This is a genomic window from Rhodoblastus sp. 17X3 (assembly GCF_030056575.1).
In the GTDB taxonomy this organism is placed as follows: Bacteria; Pseudomonadota; Alphaproteobacteria; order Rhizobiales; family Beijerinckiaceae; genus Rhodoblastus.
Genome location: NZ_JASHHX010000011.1, coordinates 20,276 through 39,683, shown reverse-complemented (window position 1 = coordinate 39,683; position 19,408 = coordinate 20,276). Strand labels below are relative to the sequence as shown.

19 protein-coding genes are annotated in these 19,408 nt (G+C 65.9%); 11 read left to right on the top strand and 8 right to left on the bottom strand.

All coding sequences use genetic code 11. The features are described 5' to 3' along the window. Positions 1-191: 191 nt before the first annotated feature. From argS to scpB, 5 genes are all read left to right on the top strand, one after another. Complete coding sequence (gene argS / locus QM467_RS11685) at positions 192-1,970, top strand: arginine--tRNA ligase (RefSeq protein WP_283366502.1); 1,779 nt, start codon at positions 192-194, stop codon at positions 1,968-1,970. 71 nt (positions 1,971-2,041) lie between these two features. Next, positions 2,042-3,478, top strand: coding sequence for an SPOR domain-containing protein (locus QM467_RS11680; protein ID WP_283366501.1), 1,437 nt, complete (start codon positions 2,042-2,044; stop codon positions 3,476-3,478). A 6-nt stretch (positions 3,479-3,484) separates the two neighbouring features. After that, a complete protein-coding gene (gene nagZ / locus QM467_RS11675) occupies positions 3,485-4,495 on the top strand; it encodes a beta-N-acetylhexosaminidase (RefSeq protein WP_283366500.1) in 1,011 nt (336 codons plus the stop codon). A 58-nt stretch (positions 4,496-4,553) separates the two neighbouring features. Continuing rightward, a complete protein-coding gene (locus tag QM467_RS11670) occupies positions 4,554-5,396 on the top strand; it encodes a segregation and condensation protein A (protein ID WP_446737768.1) in 843 nt (280 codons plus the stop codon). 6 nt (positions 5,397-5,402) lie between these two features. Further along, positions 5,403-6,122: an SMC-Scp complex subunit ScpB gene (gene scpB / locus QM467_RS11665; protein ID WP_446737767.1), complete on the top strand. Its 720-nt coding sequence runs from the start codon at positions 5,403-5,405 to the stop codon at positions 6,120-6,122. Between the two features lie 9 nt (positions 6,123-6,131). Here scpB and QM467_RS11660 read toward each other — a convergent pair whose 3' ends face one another. The 4 genes from QM467_RS11660 to QM467_RS11645 form a co-directional block, all read right to left on the bottom strand. Next, a complete protein-coding gene (locus QM467_RS11660) occupies positions 6,132-7,052 on the bottom strand; it encodes an AEC family transporter (RefSeq protein WP_283366498.1) in 921 nt (306 codons plus the stop codon). A gap of 247 nt (positions 7,053-7,299) precedes the next feature. Then, complete coding sequence (locus QM467_RS11655; protein ID WP_283366497.1) at positions 7,300-8,979, bottom strand: DEAD/DEAH box helicase; 1,680 nt, start codon at positions 8,977-8,979, stop codon at positions 7,300-7,302. A gap of 36 nt (positions 8,980-9,015) precedes the next feature. Next, complete coding sequence (gene trpE, locus QM467_RS11650) at positions 9,016-10,536, bottom strand: anthranilate synthase component I (protein WP_283366496.1); 1,521 nt, start codon at positions 10,534-10,536, stop codon at positions 9,016-9,018. 13 nt (positions 10,537-10,549) lie between these two features. Further along, positions 10,550-12,460 carry a SurA N-terminal domain-containing protein gene (locus tag QM467_RS11645; protein ID WP_283366495.1) on the bottom strand — a complete coding sequence of 637 codons (1,911 nt, stop codon included), beginning with the start codon at positions 12,458-12,460 and terminating at the stop codon, positions 10,550-10,552. 214 nt (positions 12,461-12,674) lie between these two features. Between QM467_RS11645 and tpiA the strand changes: the two genes are divergently transcribed. From tpiA to QM467_RS11630, 3 genes are all read left to right on the top strand, one after another. Beyond that, a complete protein-coding gene (gene tpiA / locus QM467_RS11640) occupies positions 12,675-13,421 on the top strand; it encodes a triose-phosphate isomerase (RefSeq protein ID WP_283366494.1) in 747 nt (248 codons plus the stop codon). Positions 13,422-13,580: 159 nt separating this feature from the next. Continuing rightward, on the top strand, positions 13,581-13,991 hold the full coding sequence (gene secG, locus QM467_RS11635) for a preprotein translocase subunit SecG (RefSeq protein WP_283366493.1): 411 nt from the start codon (positions 13,581-13,583) through the stop codon (positions 13,989-13,991). A 115-nt stretch (positions 13,992-14,106) separates the two neighbouring features. Then, positions 14,107-15,735: a CTP synthase gene (locus QM467_RS11630; RefSeq protein WP_283366492.1), complete on the top strand. Its 1,629-nt coding sequence runs from the start codon at positions 14,107-14,109 to the stop codon at positions 15,733-15,735. A gap of 113 nt (positions 15,736-15,848) precedes the next feature. Here the strand turns inward: QM467_RS11630 and QM467_RS11625 are convergent, their stop codons facing one another. Next, the gene (locus tag QM467_RS11625; protein ID WP_283366491.1) at positions 15,849-16,301 is read right to left on the bottom strand and encodes a nuclear transport factor 2 family protein; all 453 of its coding nucleotides are present in this window, start codon (positions 16,299-16,301) and stop codon (positions 15,849-15,851) included. A 90-nt stretch (positions 16,302-16,391) separates the two neighbouring features. Here QM467_RS11625 and QM467_RS11620 point away from each other — a divergent pair, with 90 nt between their 5' ends. The 3 genes from QM467_RS11620 to kdsA all read left to right on the top strand — a co-directional run bounded on the left by QM467_RS11620 (position 16,392) and on the right by kdsA (position 18,488). Then, positions 16,392-16,910 (top strand): winged helix-turn-helix transcriptional regulator, encoded by a 519-nt coding sequence (locus QM467_RS11620; protein WP_283366490.1) that lies wholly within the window; start codon positions 16,392-16,394, stop codon positions 16,908-16,910. A 73-nt stretch (positions 16,911-16,983) separates the two neighbouring features. After that, complete coding sequence (locus QM467_RS11615) at positions 16,984-17,622, top strand: hypothetical protein (protein ID WP_283366489.1); 639 nt, start codon at positions 16,984-16,986, stop codon at positions 17,620-17,622. Positions 17,623-17,633: 11 nt separating this feature from the next. Then, positions 17,634-18,488: a 3-deoxy-8-phosphooctulonate synthase gene (gene kdsA, locus QM467_RS11610; protein WP_283366488.1), complete on the top strand. Its 855-nt coding sequence runs from the start codon at positions 17,634-17,636 to the stop codon at positions 18,486-18,488. 29 nt (positions 18,489-18,517) lie between these two features. Here the strand turns inward: kdsA and QM467_RS11605 are convergent, their stop codons facing one another. The 3 genes from QM467_RS11605 to QM467_RS11595 all read right to left on the bottom strand — a co-directional run bounded on the left by QM467_RS11605 (position 18,518) and on the right by QM467_RS11595 (position 19,389). Beyond that, on the bottom strand, positions 18,518-18,679 hold the full coding sequence (locus QM467_RS11605) for a hypothetical protein (RefSeq protein WP_283366487.1): 162 nt from the start codon (positions 18,677-18,679) through the stop codon (positions 18,518-18,520). 114 nt (positions 18,680-18,793) lie between these two features. Next, entirely contained in the window at positions 18,794-19,108 is a 315-nt protein-coding gene (locus QM467_RS11600; RefSeq protein ID WP_283366486.1) for a hypothetical protein, read from the bottom strand. Positions 19,109-19,197: 89 nt separating this feature from the next. Continuing rightward, positions 19,198-19,389, bottom strand: coding sequence for a hypothetical protein (locus QM467_RS11595; RefSeq protein WP_283366485.1), 192 nt, complete (start codon positions 19,387-19,389; stop codon positions 19,198-19,200). Positions 19,390-19,408 lie beyond the last annotated feature (19 nt).

Here is a 19,408-nt window from a genome sequence, read left to right as displayed (position 1 = left end):
GCCCTACGGTAAACGACGAGGCTGCGCCCGACACGTTTCGGAAAGCTTAATGCGCCGTTTTCCCTGATATGGGGTCTTTTTAATAAAATGTCAGCGGACGGCAAAGGTTCCGCATGAAATGAGCGGGATTCTTTGACGCGCGCCGCGAATTGCGTTAGCCCCGCCTCGAATGTCGTTTCCGAGGCCGCCAGATGAACGTTTACGCCGAGTTCCACGCCCGTATCGCCGCCATTCTCGGGCGGTTCGGCAAGGAGGGCCGTCTGCCGGAAGGCCTCGATCCGGCGCGTTTCGTCGTCGAGCCGCCGCGCGACGCCAGCATGGGCGACCTGGCCTGCAATGCGGCCATGGTTTTCGCCAAGGAGGCCAAGGCATTCTATCCGAACCCGCGCCAGCTCGCGGCTGAGCTGGCCTATGAATTGACCCAGGAGCCGGATGTCGACCAGGCCGAAGTGGCGGGGCCGGGCTTTCTCAATATCCGCCTCAAGACGCGGGTCTTTGCGGACATCCTGCGCGAGATCATCGTCGACGGTCGCGATTTCGGGCGCGGCGCTTCAGGCAGGGTCGCCGGGAAAAAGGTCAATGTGGAATATGTCTCCGCCAATCCGACCGGGCCGATGCATGTCGGCCATGGCCGAGGCGCGGTGTTCGGCGATGCGCTCGCCAGCCTGATCGAGTTCTCCGGTTCGGAGGTCACGCGCGAATATTACATCAATGACGCCGGCGCCCAGGTCGATGTGCTCGCGCGCTCGGCCTTCATGCGCTACCGCGAGGCGCTCGGCGAGGACGTGGCCATTCCCGACGGGCTTTATCCGGGCGATTATCTCAAGCCGGTCGGCGCGGCGCTGGCGCAGAAGTTCGGCGGCTCCCTGCGCGACAAGCCGGAGGGCGAATGGCTGGAGCCGGTGCGCGAGGCGGCCATCGCCGCGATGATGGAGATGATCCGCGACGATCTCGCCGCGCTTAACATCACGCATGAGGTGTTCTTCTCGGAGCGCAGCCTGCATGACAGCTCCAACGGTCCGTCCGATATTGAAGCAGCGCTTGAGGATCTTGGCGCCAAAGACTTGATATATGAAGGACGTTTGCCTCCGCCCAAGGGGCAGCTTCCGGACGATTGGGAAGATCGCGAGCAGACCCTGTTCCGCTCCACCTCCTTCGGGGACGACGTCGATCGGCCCTTGAAGAAGTCCGACGGCGCCTTCACCTATTTCGCCTCGGACATCGCCTATCACCGCAAGAAGATCGAGGCGGGCTATGACGTTCTGGTGGACGTCTGGGGCGCCGACCACGGCGGTTATGTCAAGCGCATGAGCGCGGCGGTTCAGGCGCTTTCCGAGGGCCGGGTCTCGCTCGACGTCAAGCTGTGCCAGATGGTCAAGCTGATGCGCGACGGCGAGCCGGTGAAAATGTCCAAGCGCTCGGGCGATTTCGTCACCCTGCGCGAGGTAGTGGACGAGGTCGGCGTTGACGCGGTCCGTTTCATGATGCTCTATCGCAAGAACGACGCGCCGCTGGAGTTCGACCTCGCCAAGGTGATCGAGCAATCCAAGGACAATCCGGTCTTCTATGTCCAATACGCCCATGCGCGCGCCTGTTCCGTTCTGCGACAGGCGCTGGCCGCCTTCCCGGATCTCGACCTCACGCCGCAGCGCCTCGCGGCGGCGGACCTCGCCTTGCTGGACGATGAGAACGAACTGGCCCTGATCAAATTATTGGCGCAATATCCGCGCCTTATAGAGGGCGCGGCGAGCGCTCACGAGCCGCACAGGGTGGCTTTTTACCTGCATGATGTCGCCAGCTTTTTCCATTCGCACTGGAATCGCGGCAAAGATCAGCCACAATTACGCTTTGTTAATCAAGATCGTAGAGATTTGACCTGCGCCAGGCTCGGTCTCGTGACAGGGTTAATCAATATACTGGCGTCAGGATTGTCTGTTCTTGGTGTTAAAGCGCCGGACGAGATGCGCTAGTTTGCGCGTAAAGCCCCTCTGGAGATGGGCGCTCCCTCCGCGTCGCTTTGAGTTTATCGCGAGGGTTGGCCATGGGTGAGTTTGCCGCCAAGTTTCGTCCGGAGGTCGATCTGGACGAGTTCGAACGTCGCCTGCGCGCCGCCGCGCCCGCGTCTCAATCGCGTCCGGAGGGCGGCGATCCTTTGGCGGAGCTTGCGCGCCTTGTCAGCGGCGAGAGCATGGCCAAGAAGGAAGACCCCTTCGAGGCGCTTTTCCGCGCTCAATCGGCGATAGCCGAAATCCAGAACGCCCGCCACGATGAGCCGCAGCGCGAACACGCGCCGGCTCCCGCGACGGAACAGGGCGATTTTGGGCATTATTCCCTGCGCGAACCTTATTTCGAGGATCATCCGCAGCAGGCGCCGCAGCCCCAGCAAGCCTATGGCCATCCGGCCGAGGCCTATGCGGCCGAACCGCTGCCCTATCAGGAATCCGAACCTGTCTGGGCGCCCGAGTCGCAGGCGGCGCCCTCCGAGCAGCATAGCTGGCCCGCCGCTTTCGAGGAACAGGCCGCCGCGCCGCCCGCGCCCGATTTCCGTCGCAAGGTGATGCTTGGCATGGGTGCCGTGCTCGGCCTCGGCGTGCTCGCTATCGGCGGGACGCTGGCGCTGCGCAACAAGTCCGCCAATCAGGACGTGGTCACGATCCAGGCCGACAGCGATCCCGCCAAGGTCAAGCCCGCCGCGGCCGACAACGCCGCCGCGCCCGCCGGGCAGGCCCTGTTCGACCGCAAGAGCAACGGCAATGTCTCCAAGGTCGCCGGCGGGTCCGAGCAGCCCGCCGATCTCGGCGTCACGGTGAAGAACGCCCGCGTCGTCGGCGGCGCGGCCGGCGTGGATACGCCTGCGCCGCCATCGCCCGCCGGCGCTGCGGCCCAGCCGCAGCAGGGCGAACCGATTTTCCCGGTGGCCAAGAAGGTCAAGACGGTTTCGGTGCGCGCCGATGGCACGGTCATTGACAACAGCGCCGCCCCGGCCCCGGTCGCCCGCACGCTGCCGACGCTTGCCGCGGGCGCCCCGCCTTCGAGCGCTTCCGCCGCGGCGCCCTCGACCCGGACTCCCACGGCGAAAACGACCGAGCGCGCCAGCTCGACCACCGAGGCGGCCCTGAAGGCGCCGGCGCATCCGCAGGCGGCCAAAGAATCGGGAAAGCCTGACGCCGCCAAGGCGGATTCCTCCAAGCCGCAGCCCGCGAAGGTCGCGGCGAAAGAGGCGCCGGGCGAAGGCGGCGGCTTCGCCGTTCAGCTCGCGGGGACGCCGAGCGAAGCGGAGGCCCGCGCCGCGGTGACTTCGCTTTCGGCCAAATATTCCAGCGCGCTGCAGGGCCATCGCCCGAGCTTCGTGCAGGCCAGGATCGGCGACAAGACCGTCTATCGCGTTCGCGTCGGCCGTCTGACCGAGGAAAGCGCCAAGTCCATGTGCACGGCCATCAAGGCCCAGGGCGGAAATTGCTTCGTGGCGAAAAACTGACGCTTCATGACCTTTCACGCCTTTATCGCCGGCTGCGCCGGCCTTGAGCTCAGCCCCAACGAATGCGCTTTCTTCAAGGAGGCGCGGCCGTGGGGGCTGATCCTGTTTCGGCGCAATATCGATAGCCCCGCACAGGTTCGGGCCCTGACGGACTCCTTCCGCGACCTTCTCGGAGCCGACGCCGCGGTGCTGGTCGATCAGGAAGGCGGGCGCGTACAGCGCCTGACCGCGCCGCATTGGCCCGTCTATCCCGCCGCCGCCGCCTTCGGACAGTTTGCGTGCGACGACGCCCGCCTTGCCGCGCTCGGCGCGCGGCTGATCGCGGACGACCTTCGCGCTTTGGGCATCGATATCGATTGCCTGCCGGTGCTCGACACCCCTGCGCCGGGGTCGCATCGGGTGATCGGCGATCGCGCCTATGCGGACAATCCCGCCGACGTCGCGCGGCTTGGACGCGCGGCCGCGCAGGGATTGATGGCCGGCGGCGTCATGCCGGTGATGAAACATATTCCCGGCCACGGCCGGGCGACGGCGGACAGTCATCTCGAACTGCCGCGCGTGCATGTCCCCCGCGCCGAACTGGAGACGGATTTCGCGCCGTTCCGCGCCAACGCCGATCTTCCTGCGGCCATGACCGCCCATGTGATCTATGACGCGATCGATCCGGCGCATCCGGCGACGCATTCGCGCGTGGTGATCGAAGAAATCGTGCGTGGCGAGATCGGCTTCAACGGTCTGCTGATGACCGACGATCTCTCCATGCAGGCCCTCGACGGGCGCTTTTTCGAGCGCGCGGCGCGGTCCTTCGCCGCTGGCGTCGATCTGGCCTTGCATTGCAATGGCGACCTGACCGAAGCGGGCGCGGTGGCCCAGGCTTCGCCCGTGCTCGCGGGCAAGGCGCTGGAGCGCGTGGAGCGGGCTCGGGCGCAGGTTTCCGCCGCTTTTGCCGCCGCCGAGGGGTTCGATCCTGTGGAAGCGCGGGCGGAACTGCTTTCGGCGCTTGCGGCTGTTGCCTGATTCGCCCACGCTGAAAGCCTGATTCGCATCATAGGCGGAGAGGAGCAGGCAGCAAGATATGGAGCGGGTGAACGACAACGCGCCCGGCCGCGTCGCCTCCGGAGGCCTTGACAGGGCTGAGGCGGAATTTGAGGCGGCGGGCGGCGAACGCGCGGAAGGCGAAGCGGATTTCCGGGTCGATGTAGACGGCTATGAAGGGCCTCTCGATCTGCTGCTTGAGCTTGCGCGTCGCCAGAAGGTTGACCTGAGCCGTATTTCCGTCCTCGCTTTGGCCGAGCAATATCTTGAATTCATCGAGGCCGCGCGCCGCGTCCGGCTCGAATTGGCTGCCGATTATCTCGTCATGGCGGCCTGGCTGGCCTATCTCAAATCGCGCCTGCTGCTGCCGGCGCCGCCAAAGGCGGAAGAGCCGGACCCGAGGGAGCTGGCGGCCAGCCTCGCCCGGCGCCTGAAGCGTCTGCAGGCGATCCGCGCGGCGGCGGAACGTCTGTCCGAGCGCCCGCGCCTTGGCCGCGACCTGTTCCTGCGCGGCGCGCCGGAAGGGCTCGACATTATCAACGCGCCGCTCTACCGGGCGAGCCTGTTCGATCTGCTTTCCGCCTACGCCATCCAGCGGCAGAAACAGGCCTTGTCGCATGTGTCGCTCAAGACGCGGCAGGTCTGGTCGCTGGCCGAGGCCCGCGAGGCGCTGGAGCGCATCGTCGGCATGGCGGTGGAATGGACGACCCTCGATGATTATCTGATCGCCTGGGTCGCCACGCCCGCCCAGGCGCGCACGGTGCGCGCCTCGACCTTTTCGGCCTCGCTGGAAATGGTCAAGGAAGGGCTGATCGACCTGCGGCAAGACCGCGCCTTCGCGCCGCTCTGGCTTCGGCGCCGGCAGGCGCTCGCGGCGGAGTGAGCGGGTTTGGCGGATCAAGACTCCCTGTTTGACCTCAAGGCGGCCGACGCCGCCGCCTTTCTTGCCCGCGAGACGCCGGACGAGGCGCAGCGCGAGGTCATGCGGCTGTGCGAGGCCCTGATTTTCGCCGCAACCGAGCCCTTGAGCGAGGACGAAATGCTCAAGCGCCTGCCGCAGGGCGCGGCGCTCGCCCCGGCGCTCGCCTATCTCAAGGCGGAATATGTCTCGCGCGGCGTGAATCTGGTGCGGGTGGGCAAAAAATGGATGTTCCGCACTGCGCCGGACCTCGCCTGGGCGCTCCAGCGCGAGCAGCAGGAGCCGCGCAAGCTTTCCCGCGCCGCGATGGAGACACTGGCGATCATCGCCTATCACCAGCCCGCGACTCGCGCCGAGATTGAGGATATTCGTGGCGTGGCCCTCTCAAAAGGCACGATGGACGTGCTGCTGGAGACCGGCTGGGTGCGCTTGCGTGGCCGCCGCCGCGCGCCAGGTCGCCCCGTGACCTATGGCACGACGGAGAATTTCCTGCTGCATTTCGGCCTGGAGCAGATTTCCGATCTGCCGGGCCTCGACGAGCTCAAGGCGGCAGGCCTGTTCGACGGCCGCCTGCCAAAGGGCTTTGGCGTGCCCCAGCCGCGCGACGACGCCGGCCTGCTGGAAGACGAGGAGCCTTTGGGCGAAGAGCCGCTGAACGAGGCCTTCGCCTCCGACCTGCCCGAGGAGTGACGCCGTCGATCAGCCTGGGGCCAACAGGCCCAGCGCGAGCGGGAGAGTCGCGGCGGCCATGATGGTCTGGGCGGCGGTGATGCCGGCCATAAGCGGCGCGTCGCCGCCCAGTTGCCGCGCCTGGATATAGGCGGAGGAGGCCGTCGGCAGCGATTGATAGAGCAGGGCGACGGTGGCGGGCGTCGACGGCAGGCCGAACAGCCGCGCGGCCAGAAAGGTGAGGGCGGGCGCGGCGGCCAGCTTGAACAGCGATGACGCGAAAATGGGCGACGCCCAGCCGCGGACGCCCGAGAAACGCAGCGCCGCCCCCACGCAGAGCAGGCCAAGCGGCAGGGCCGCCCCGCCGAGCGCCTTCATCGCCGGCTCGACGCCGAAGGGAAGCGCGAAGCCCAGCATATGGAAGGCGAGACCGCCAAGGCAGGCCAGCACGAGCGGATTGGTCACGCTCTGCCACAAAACCTGAAGCGGGGACAGCCTGACCTCGCCATAGCGTGCGAAAACCAGCACGGAAAGGACATTGACGGTTGGCACGAGGGCTGCGTTGCAAATGGCGGCGTAAGCAACGCCCCTCACGCCCAGCATGCCGGAGACCAGCATCAGCCCGATATAATTGTTGAACCGGATTCCGCCCTGAAACACGGAGGTGAAACCGGCGCCGTCGGTTCGGATCAGCGGGCGAGCCGCGACGATCAGAGCGGAAAGAACCAGCGTCGAAGCGATGAGCGCGACAGAGAGGCGCCCGGCGGGCAGTTCGCCGATCTCCGCTGTCGCCGTCCCATGGAAAAACAGGGCGGGCAGGAGCACGAAATAGCAGATGCGCTCGGCCTGCGGCCAGAAAGCCTCGTCCAGCGCGCGGCAACGCTTCAGGAAATGGCCGAGGCCAATGAGCAGGACGACCGGCGCCAGGGCGTTGAGTGCTGCGACGGTCATGCTTGGCTTCCTTTTTGGCCTCGCGCGCTTCCGTTGTGACGCGGTGGGGAGGACGCGCGGGGTGGCGCTTTGAGGCTCGCCGATTTAACGCAGCCCGCGCGGCCGGGTAAAGCTTCGGGCAAGCAGATCGCCGGGGCTCGCAACGGCAAAGCCGGGGCGCAATTCCTCCAGCCTCTGGCGGAGACGTCCCGGCTTTCCGAAGCCATGTGAGAATTAAAGTCTGGCTAAAACAGTATATTATGCCAAGTTATTGATGTGGCTTGGAGCCTTTGTAGGGCTTCTTGCCTTTTGGCTTTCCAAAGTCGGGCGGCGTCGGGCTGTCGCCGGCGGGGCTGATCCGCTCGATGCGGATGTTTTCGCCGCCGGGTCGCCGCATGTTCTTCAGGAAGGTCTCCGCGACCTCGCCAGCGATTTCGACCTTGCTGTCCTGCGGGAAGATGCGGATCGCGCCGATGTCGGCACGGGTGATCCCACCGTTGCGACACAGCATGGGCAACATCCATTTCGGATCGGCGTTCTTGGCGCGGCCAATGTCGAGACGGAACCAGACTGCGCCCGGCAGCGGGGCCTTGCCCGCGCGCGGTCCTTTGGCGGGAGCCGAAAAGTCTGGCCCGACGCCCGGGTCGGCAACTTCCTCGGCCTGCGGCAGGCGGGCGAGCAACATGCGCGCCAGCGCCGCGGCGCATTTTTCGGGCCCATGCTCGGCCAGCAGCAAAGCCGCGATTTCGTTTTCTTCCTCGGACAGCTCGTCCTGAAAGGCCGCGTCGCGGGCCATGCGCTCGCGATCGAGCCGCTTGATGTCGTCGGCGGTCGGGGGCGAAGCCCATTCCGCCGCGACATTGGCCTGGGCCAATAGGCTTTCTGCGCGGCGGCGCGCCTTGGGCGGCACCAGCAACACGCTGACGCCCTTGCGCCCGGCGCGTCCGGTGCGGCCTGAACGATGCTGCAGGGCTTCCGCGTCATGGGGCAGGTCGGCGTGGATAACGAGGCCAACCGTCGGCAGGTCGAGGCCGCGCGCCGCAACGTCGGTGGCGACGCAGACCCGCGCGCGTCCATCGCGCAGGGCCTGGATGGACAGGTTGCGCTCGTGCTGGCCGAGCTCGCCGGAGAGCAGGGCGGCGGAAAAGCCGCGCTCCTGCAGGCTCGCCTGCAGATGGCGCACGGAATCGCGGGTGTTGCAGAACACGATGGCGGTTTGCGAATCGTAATAGCGCAACAGGTTGATGACCGCCTTTTCCGTCTCGCGCGAGTCGATGCGGACGGCGCGGTAATCAATGTCGGCGTGGCCGCCCACATCGCCCACGGCCTCGATGCGCAAGGCGTTGCGCTGGTACTTCCGCGCCAGAGCGACGATGCTTTTCGGCATGGTCGCGGAAAACAGCAGGGTGCGGCGCCCTTCCGGCGTGGCGTCGAGGATGAACTCCAGATCGTCACGGAAGCCCATGTCGAGCATTTCGTCAGCTTCGTCGAGGGCGGCGACGGCGAGGCGCGAGAGGTCGAGCGCGCGGCGCTCCAGATGGTCGCGCAAGCGGCCCGGCGTGCCGACCACGATCGTCGCGCCGCCTTCAAGCGCGCGCCGTTCGGCGCGGGGGTCCATGCCGCCGACGCAGGCGACGATGCGCGCGCCGGACTGCGAATAGAGCCAGCGCAGCTCCTGCGCTACTTGCAGGGCCAGTTCGCGGGTCGGGGCGATAACGAGGCCGAGCGGCGCGCCAACGTCGGGGACGGTTTCGCCGGCGCCGATGAGGTCGGAGGCCATGGCGAGGCCGAAAGCCACGGTCTTGCCGGAGCCTGTCTGGGCCGAGACGAGGATGTCACGGCCCTCGGCCTCGGGCTTCATGACGGCGGCCTGGACCGGAGTGGGCTTCAGATAATCATGCGCCGCGAGCGCCCGGGCCAGCGCGGGACTGGCGTTTTCAAAAGTCAATTTTCTGCCGATCTATTCGAGGTTTTGGCGAAAGCTTCACTGCCCCCGCCTCGCCGTTGAGGCGAAGCGCAGGGCTTCCTCCGCCGCGCGGAACAAGGCGCGCGCCTTGTTCACGCATTCGCGCTGTTCGCTCGCCGGATCGGAATCATAGACGATTCCGGCCCCGGCCTGAACATGCATCTCGCCGTCCTTTACCACGGAAGTGCGCAGAACGATGCACGTGTCCATTTCGCCCGAGGCGCCGAAATAGCCGATGCAGCCGCCATAGATGCCGCGCTTGTCGATTTCCAGCTCGTCGATGATCTCCATGGCGCGCACTTTCGGCGCGCCGGAAACCGTACCGGCGGGAAAGCCCGCGCTGAGCGCGTCGATCACGTCGCGGCTCGGGTCGAGCCTGCCTTCGACATTGGACACGATATGCATGACATGGCTGTAGCGCTCGACGACGAACTGCTCCGTCACCTTCACGCTGCCGATTTCCGCCACGCGGCCGACATCGTTGCGGCCGAGGTCGAGCAGCATGAGATGCTCGGCGCGTTCCTTCTCGTCGGCGAGCAATTCGCGCTCCAGAGCCTCGTCCTGCTCGCGCGTTTCGCCGCGCCAGCGCGTGCCGGCGATGGGACGGATGGTGACCTTGCCCTCGCGCGCCCGCACCAGAATCTCGGGGCTGGAGCAGACGATCTGGAAATCCGCGAAATCCAGATAGCAGAGGAAGGGCGCGGGATTGACGCGACGGAGCGCCCGGTAGAGCGCGAAGGCCGGAAGCTGGAAGGGCGAGGTGAAGCGCTGCGACAGCACCACCTGGAAAATATCGCCGGCGCGGATATAGGACTTAGCCTGCTCGACCATGTCGAGAAACTGGGCTTCGCTCGTGTTGGAGACCGGCTGATGGCTCTGCAGCAGCAGGGCGTCTGCGGCCTGGCCCTCGTGGCGCATCGGGCCTTCCAGCGTCGCGACAGCCTCTTCAAGCCGGGCGACGGCGCTTTCATAGGCCGCCTTTGCACTGGCGCCATCCTGCGGGCGGACGGGCGTCACGAGCCAAATTTCGTCGCGCACGGAATCGAACACGGCCATCAGGGTCGGGCGCACCAGCAGCGCGTCCGGCGTGCCGATCGGATCGGGCTTGGCCGGGGCCAGCCGCTCCATCTCGCGCACCATGTCATAGCCGAGATAGCCGAACACGCCGGCGGCCATGGGCGGAAGGCCTGGAAAAGCGGGAATGGCCGATTCGTCAAGCAATGCGCGCAGGGCGTCGAGCGGCTTGCCCTTGCAGGCGGTGAAGGCCTCGCGGTCGCGTCGCGCGTCGCGGTTGATCTCGGCCTTGCCGCCCTGCACCCGGAAGATCAGGTCGGGGTCCAGCCCGATCATGGAGTAGCGCCCCCGTGCGGCGCCGCCTTCGACCGATTCCAGCAGGAAGATGTCGCCCGCGCGTCCGTGCGACAGCTTCAGAAAGGCGGAAACAGGGGTTTCCAGATCAGCGACCAGCCGCAGACTGACGAGCGACGGCTCGCCTGCCTCGTAACGCCCGGCGAAAGCGCCGTATTCGGGCAGAAACATCCGTCAGATCCCCTTATTCCTGCCCGCCGGCCGCGCGCAGCGCGGTCTGGTTCACGCGCGCGCCCAGTTGCGTTTGCAGGCCGGAGACATATTGGCTGAACAGATCGTCCGCCAGGCTCGTATCCAGCTGCGGGACAAGCCCGGCCAGCACCGGGCTTTTCAGGTCGATCGGGGGCGTCGTGGCGTCGAGCACCTTGAACACGATGCGTCCGCCGCGATCGGCCAGCGCGACCCCGGCGCCGCCGACCGGCGTGCCGAAAATCTGCTGCACGGCGGCGGGCGCCAAGCCCGGCGCGTCGGAGCGCTTGACGGCGGCGGCCTGCTCGACGGTCGCATGGTTGGCGGCGGCCAGAGCGGCGAGACTTTCGCCGGAATCGATCTTGCGCGCCAATTCATTGGCCTGCGCGGCGAGCGCCTTCTGCGCGTCGCTCTCCTGAATCGCCTTGACGAGCAGGGGCCGGACGTCGTCCAGCGACAATTGGCGGGACGTCTCGACGGCGTTGATCTCGAACCAGGAGAAGCCGCCGTCCTTGCGGGTGACGGCTTCATTATCCACACCGACGTCCGAGGCGAAAATCGCCTTGACCAGCTCAGGCGCGGCGGCGAGCGCGGCAATCGGCGCGCCGGGCTGCCCGGCCTCGCCCTTGCCGGCGCCCGAGGCGTCCGTGACATAGGTCTGGGTCTGTAAGCCAAGCGCCTCGGCCGCCTGGACCAGCGTCTTGCCGGAGGCGCGCAGGTCCTCGATCTTGTCGTGCAAGGTCTGGGTTTCGCCCTTGGCCTGCGCTTGCGCGAGTTCGCCCTTGATCTGCTCCTTGACGTCGTCGAACGGCTTGGTAGCCCCCGGCTCGATCTGGGAAACCCGCGCCAGCACCACGCCGAACTTGCCGGGAATCGGCTTGGTCACGCCCGGCTGCGGCAAGGCGAAGGCGGCGTCCGCGACGCCCTTGTCGAACATGGCGGCCCTGGTCGTCGCGCCGATGTCGGCGAGCACGCCGCCAGTCGTCTTGTCGGCGGCGACAACATCGAAGCTTTCGCCAGCGTCAATTCGCGCCCGCGCCTTGGCGGCGTCGGCTTCGCTGGAGAAGGTCAGCTGGGCGATCGTGCGCTTTTCGGGGGCGACGAAGCGTTGCGCGGCGGTCTGGTCATAGACCTTCTTCGCGGCCTCGTCGGAAATCTGCAAGGTCTTCGCGACATCCGCTGGCGACAGTATCAGCACATTCGCCTTGCGAAACTCCGGCGAGCGATAGCCGTCCTTGCGCAGGTCGTAAAAAGCTTTCACGGCCTCGTCGGAGGGGGTGGCGGCCTTGGCGAGATCCGGCGCGGGCAGGACAAAGAACTCGGCCTTGCGCGTTTCGCTGGTGAAGGAATTGACGGCGGCGAGCAGGACTTCCGGCGTTTTCAGCGCGCCGGAGACGGCGTCGGCGATCTGCTGGCGCAGGGCGAACTCGCGCTGTTCGCGGATATAGCTGGCCTCGCTATAGCCGTTGTCGCGCAGGATTTCGTTCATCCGGGCCTGATCGAAGGCGCCGGTCGGGCCGGCGAACATCTTTTCCGCCTTGATGAGCCGGGCGATTTCGGCGGAGGACAGGGCGAGGCCGAGCTTTTTGGCGTCCTGGTCCAGCGCGGCGCCGGTGAGCAATTGCGACAGAACCTGACGGTCGAGGCCCATCTGGCGCGCCTCGTCATTGGTGATGGCGCGTTTGGCCTGACGCTGCGCGCGCTGAAGCGCGGACTGGTAATCATTGCGGAATTGCGCGACGCTGATCTCGGCGTCGCCGACGGTCGCCAGCTGATTGGCCCGGAAATTGGTGAACACGTCGCGAATGCCGAAAAAGCCGAAGCCGATCACGATCAACGCGGCGAAGGCCGCAAGAAGGGTCCGGCCGAAAATATTCTTCGACATGATCCGGAGACCATCGAGCATGGAGCGTTTCCTGTTTTGGCGCCGGATTCGAACGGGCGGCTGAGAGCGCGGGACTATAGAAACGCCAAACGCCGCAGGCAATCCAATAAAGCGCCGCGCGCGAGACGCCAAATCGCCGTGCGCAATCCAGTTCCGGCAAGGCCTGCTGCAATTCGTCCCCTGTGCAAAGGTTTTGTCCTCTGCTATCGGAGCGAAACTTTTTGGGGGAATTGACATGACCACGATCCGTCCGCTCGCCGCCGGCAATTGGAAAATGAATGGTTTGAAGGCGTCCCTGGCCGAAATTTCCGCTATCGCGGAAGCCGCGGCCGCGACGCCCGGCGCGGATGTGCTGATCTGCCCGCCCGCGACCCTGATTTCGGCGGCGGTCGAGACGGCGGGCGGCAAGCTCGCCATCGGCGGCCAGGATTGCCACGCCAAGGCGTCCGGCGCCCATACCGGCGATATTTCCGCCGAGCAACTCAAGGACGCCGGGGCGACTTTCGCCATCGTCGGCCATTCCGAGCGCCGCGCCGACCATGGCGAGAGCGACGCCATCGTGCGCGCCAAGGCGGAAGGCGCCCTGCGCGCCGGGCTTGTGGCCATCGTCTGCGTTGGCGAAACCCATCTTCAGCGCGAGGCTGGCCAGACGCTCGCCATCGTCGGCGGCCAGCTGGCCGGTTCGCTGCCCCATGGCGCGACGGCGGCGAATCTGGTGGTCGCCTATGAGCCGGTCTGGGCCATCGGCACGGGCCTCACCCCGACCCCGCAGGATGTCGCCGAAGTCCACGGCTTCATCCGCCGCGAGCTGATCGACCTGCTGCCGGACCACGGCGCGGCGGTGAGAATCCTTTACGGCGGCTCCGTCAAGGCCTCCAACGCGGCTGAACTGATGGCGGTTGAAAACGTCAATGGCGCGCTGGTCGGCGGGGCGAGCCTCACCGCCAGGGACTTTGTCGGCATCGTTTCGGTTTATCGCTAAGCCCTGTGCGGGGTTCCCAAGGGCGGAGTTTTGCGTTAAGACCCGCCCAATCTTGCGCCGCCGCCGGTTTGCGGCGGCTTTTGCGGTTTATCAAGCTTTCTCAACAGCCTTCTGTCGGAAAACGGGCTTTTCCGGCGGATCGGCGCCAAGGACGGTAATATGCAGACGGTTCTGATCGTCGTTCACCTTCTCATTGTCGTGGCGCTGATCGCCGTGGTTCTGCTGCAACGCTCGGAAGGCGGCGCGCTGGGCATGGGCGGCGGCTCCGGCGGGTTTTTCACCGGGCGCGGCCAGGCCAATGCGCTGACCCGTGCGACGGCGATCCTCGCGACCCTGTTCTTCGTCACCAGTCTGGCGCTGACCATCCTGGCCTCCTACACTCACGCCAGCAAATCCATCTTCGAATCGCCGGCCGCCGGGCCGGCTTCGACGAGCGACCAGTCCAAGGGCGCCGATCAGCCGAAAGGCCAAGGTCAGGAAAAAGGAAATCTGCTCGATCAGCTGAAGCAGATGGAGAAGACGGCCCCGCCCGCGCCGGAACCCGTTCCGGCCCCGCCGCGCTCGCAGTAAGTTCGCGTTTTTCGAGGGGCCGGTTTTCCGGCCCTTCGGTTAAATGAAACCATTGGAAACCCCACGGTCGACCGGCGCCCCCGCGCCGCGTCCCGCTCAAAGCTGAGGCCTCGCGATGGCGCGGTATATTTTCATCACCGGCGGCGTGGTTTCCTCCCTGGGCAAGGGCCTGGCCTCGGCGGCGCTCGGCGCCCTGCTGCAGGCGCGCGGCTACACGGTCCGGCTGCGCAAGCTCGACCCCTATCTCAACGTCGATCCGGGCACGATGTCGCCCTATCAGCACGGCGAATGTTTCGTCACCGACGACGGCGCCGAAACAGATCTTGACCTTGGCCATTACGAGCGCTTTACCGGACGTTCGGCCAATCGCATGGATAATATCACCACCGGCCGCATCTATCAGGACATCATCACGCGCGAGCGCCGCGGCGATTATCTCGGCGGCACCGTGCAGGTGATTCCCCATGTCACCAACGCCATCAAGGAGTTCATCCTCGACGGCAATTCCGGCTATGATTTCGTGCTGGTCGAAATCGGCGGCACGGTCGGCGACATCGAGGCCATGCCCTTCCTGGAGGCGATCCGGCAGCTCGGCAACGACCTGCCGCGCCAGCATTGCGTCTATATCCACCTGACCCTGCTGCCTTACATCCCCGCGGCGGGGGAGGTGAAGACCAAGCCGACCCAGCATTCGGTCAAGGAGCTGCGCTCCATCGGCATCCAGCCCGACATCCTGCTTTGCCGCGCCGACCGCTCCATTCCCGCCGACGAGCGCCGCAAACTCAGCCTGTTCTGCAACGTGCGCGAATCGGCGGTGATCGAGGCGCTTGACGTCTCCTCGATCTATGACGTGCCGCGCGCCTATCATGCGGCGGGCCTCGATCATGAAGTGCTGGCGGCCTTCGGCATCGAGCCGGCGCCGCGCCCCGACATGGGCCGCTGGAACGCCGTGACCGAAGCGGTGCATAATCCCGAGGGCGAGGTCACCATCGCCATCGTCGGCAAATATACCGGCCTGAAGGACGCTTATAAGTCCTTGATCGAGGCGCTTGCCCATGGCGGCATTTCCAACCGCGTGAAGGTCAATCTCGACTGGATCGAAGCCGAGATCTTCGAACATCAGGACCCGTCGCCCTATCTGGAGCATGTCCACGGCATCCTGGTGCCGGGCGGTTTTGGCCATCGCGGCACGGAAGGCAAGATCGCGGCAGCCGGCTTCGCGCGCGAGCATAACGTGCCTTATTTCGGCATTTGTTTCGGCATGCAGATGGCGGTGATCGAGGCGGCGCGTTCGCTCGCCGGGATCACGCAGGCCGGCTCGACCGAGTTCGGCCCGACGCCGGAGCCCATCGTCGGCCTGATGACCGAATGGATGCGCGGCAATGAGCTGGAGATTCGCTCGGCCAGCGGCGATCTCGGCGGCACCATGCGCCTTGGCGCCTATGCGGCCTCGCTCAAGCCCGGCTCGAAAATCGCTGAAATCTATGGGACGACCCATATTTCCGAGCGCCACCGCCACCGCTACGAAGTCAATATGGGCTATCGCGAGCGGCTGGAGAATTGCGGCCTGATCTTCGCGGGAACCTCGCCGGACGGCCTGCTGCCGGAAACGGTGGAGCTTGCCGACCATCCTTGGTTCATCGGCGTGCAATATCACCCCGAGCTGAAATCGCGCCCCTTCGAGCCGCACCCGCTTTTCGCCAGCTTCATCGCCGCCGCCAAGGCGCAAAGCCGGTTGGTCTAAGCGGCCATTTGTTCTTGACCGCGACGGGTCACGGTCAAGGAAGCCCCTCGCATAACTCGGCGGCGCAGTCGCGCCTGGCAAAGGCTCGCAGGATTCGCCTGTGAGCCTTTGTGCTAATCCTCGATTGGCGGGGCGTGGGCCTCAGCGAAGCCCGCCGCGGCGAGCCGGTCGAGCGTCGCCTGCAGCCCCGCGGTGTCCGGGCAGATCGCCAGCGAAACCATCTTCCCCCATGAAATTCGCGCGATGTGACAGCCGAAATTTTCGGTCTTCACGCCGTCCGCGCCGTCATTGCTCTCGCGCCATTCGACCACTGCCAAAGTGTTCCACGGCGGGCCGGCGAGCGTGATCGCCGCTATATCGAATCTTATTCCCGGCAGAAGACGATAGAGCCGCTCGTACCAGAGCCGCGTCGCCGCGAGGGAATGGCGCGCGCCGCCCAAGGCCGAACGTCCCAGAAAGCTATGCGTGAACCGGCCCGCGAAGGAGTCCAGCACAGACGCCGCGTCGCCGCGCCCGACGGCCTCGAAAAGGGCGGTGATCCGGCGGTGGGCGATGGCGTGAAACATCGGCTTTTCCTGCTTTTATGGTAAAGGTTCAATTAATGAACCTAAAAATGGCCGATTGCGTTCAATCATGCAACTCACTAAATTGGGAGCATGGAAAGAACGAGTTTCGCGGAAATGCGCTGTTCGCTGGCGCGCGCTCTGGAACTGATCGGCGACTGGTGGACGCCGCTCGTCCTGCGCGATCTCTTTCTGGGCGTGAGCCGTTTCGACGCTCTGGCGGAGGACCTCGGCGTGTCGCGCAATCTGCTGACGCGGCGGCTCAAGGCGCTTGAGGAAAATGGCGTCATCCAGCGGCGCGCCTATCAGGAGCGTCCGCCCCGCTTTGAATATGTCCTGACGGAAGCCGGGCGGGATCTCGTTCCGATCCTCATGGCGCTCACCGCCTGGGGCGACCGCTGGGCGCAGCCCGAGCAGGGCGCGCCGATCCTGTTTCACCATAAAAGCTGCGGCTGCCAGTTCCAGCCGCGCCTGGTCTGCTCGGCCTGCGGGAAAGGTTTTGGCGCCGACGATGTCGCCGCGATGCCGGGGCCGGGCGGCGCGCCCTTGCCGGGAACCAAACTCGTCGCCGGGATTTTGAGCGCGCGGCGCGCCGGCGCAATCGGCGATTGATAGCCCGATTGAGCCCTTGCCTGCATGGGTCGATTGGCCGATAAGGTCCGGCGCTAACAAAGCCGAATGGATTATGCCGAGAGAACTCGTTCACGTTGCGCTCGCCGCGCCCCGCCCGCAGGACCTTGCCAAGAAATGGGCGCGGCTGGGCTTTGCGCTTGACGCAAGCGGCGTTGGCGTCGCGCTGGCCGACGGCGTGGCGCTGGACTTCATCGGGTCGAAAGATCCGGCGTCGCGCCGGGCTCTGGTTGGTTTGAGCGCCGACGAATTGGTGGCGTCGGCAGCGCCGGCTGACCCGGCCGCGTCCTCCTTTCAACTGGCGGCGGCGCGCCTGTCTGTCGCGCCGCGCCATCCCAATGGCGCCCTCGGCCTGCGCGCCATCGTCGCTCTCGCCGATGGGCCGTCGGATCATGCGGAATATTTGTCGGCGCTGATCGGTCAGCGCGAAATGGTGGCGACTTCGGCAGGGCTGGAAATCCACCTCGACGGCGGGACCAGCCTTGACGTCTTGAGCGCGCCGGCTTTCGCCTACCGCTTTGGCGCCGCGCCGCAGACGGAAGGTTTTCGCGTCGCGGGCCTCGTGTTCGCGGTCAAGGACACGGCGGAAACGGAAGCGGTCTTGCGTGCGAACGGCCTTGCGCCGCGCCATCAGGCGGGCCGGTTGCTGGCCGAAACCATCGACGGCGTCGCCGTCGCCTTCGAGCAGGCATGATTGGAGACAGGATGTCGGAAGCCCCGAAACACGCGAATGTCACGATCGGCGCGGGCGCGCGCGTGGCGCATTTCGGCAATGATCTGCCGCTCGCCCTGATCGCCGGCCCCTGCGCGCTGGAAAGCCGCGACCACGCCCTGTTCATGGCGGAAAAGCTCTCCGCGCTGACGGAAAAGCTCGGCATGGGCTTTGTGTTCAAATCCTCCTTCGACAAGGCCAACCGAACCTCGGCCTCGGGGAAACGCGGCATCGGGCTTGATGCGGCGCTGAAGATCTTCGAGGAGATCAAGCGCGAGTTTGGCCTGCCCGTCGTCACTGACGTGCATGAGAAGGAGCAATGTGCGACGGTGGCCGAGGTCGCGGACCTGTTGCAGATCCCGGCCTTCCTCTGCCGCCAGACCGATCTGCTGCTGGCGGCGGCGGCGACCGGCAAGCCTGTCAATGTCAAGAAGGGGCAGTTTCTCGCGCCCTGGGACATGAAAAATGTCGCGGCGAAGATCTATGACGCGGGCAATCCCGACGTGCTGGTGACGGAGCGCGGCGCCTCGTTCGGCTACAATACGCTGGTGACGGATTTTCGCGGCCTGCCGATCATGGCGCAACAGATCGGCGCGCCGGTGATTTTCGACGCCACCCACAGCGTGCAGCAGCCGGGCGGGCAGGGAACGTCCTCAGGCGGCCAGCGCGAATTTGTGCCCGTTCTGGCGCGCGCGGCGGTGGCGGTCGGCGTCGCGGGCCTGTTCATCGAAACGCATGACCGGCCCGACGAGGCCTTTTCCGACGGGCCGAACATGGTTCCGCTCAGCGAGATGCCGGCTTTGCTCGAAAGGCTGATCGCCTTCGACCGGCTCAGCAAGGGGTTCTGAACGCGGCGGCTCGGGCCGCCGCAGTTTTCTCACCAGCGATGACGATGGCGCCAGCCATAATGATGGCCGCGCCCCCAGCCGTGATGGTGGCCCCATCCGTGATGATGACCCCAGCCATGCGCCTCGGCAGGCGCGGCGGCAAGGGGGATCGCGCAGACAAGCGCAAGGGCGACAACAAGTGATTTCCGCATGTGTTTCTCCCGTGAGTTCCGGTCGGCGGATCTGGCGTTGGCGCAGGTTCGCAGCGGGTGCCTGATCCCCCGTCTGATTGCGGCAGGCGAGGCGGATTGGCGATTGCGGACTGGTCAAAAGGAGCCGTCGTCGTCATGCCCGTCGCCGACCCAATCTTCACGATCGCGCCAGTGATGCCGCCAGCCGTGATGAGGGCCGCGATCCTGATCCCAGCCGTCTTCTTCGCCGCGGGCTCGCCCCCAACCGAAGCTGTCGTTGCGGTCGTGCTCCCAACCGCGATGCTCGCCCTGGTCCTGATCCCAGCCTTGGCGTTCGCTTTGGTCGCGATTCGAAGCAGATTGGTCGCCCCAGTACTGTGCGGAAGCGGGCGCTGCGCTCAGGGCAAGGCCCGCAGCGAGCAGGGTGGCGGTGACAAGCGCGCGAAACATCGACTATCTCCCCGATTGATCTTTCGATCCAAAGGCAGTTTCGCGCGACGCGCCTGAATGCCGCCTGAACCGTTTCGGCGAGGCCTGGATCAATGCCAGGGGCGGCGATGTGTCTTGTGCGGATGATGGTGGCTGGCGCGGTGACTTTCGTGCTGGCTCTGCATGAAATGGCTTTGGCGCTGCGCCTTGGTCTGGGGAGCGCTGGTCCGGCGCGAGGCGGCTTCGGCTGGAAGCGCCAGGGCGCCGGCGAGAACGATAAGAGCGAGCAGCGATTTCAGCATGGGAGCCTCCAGAAACAAT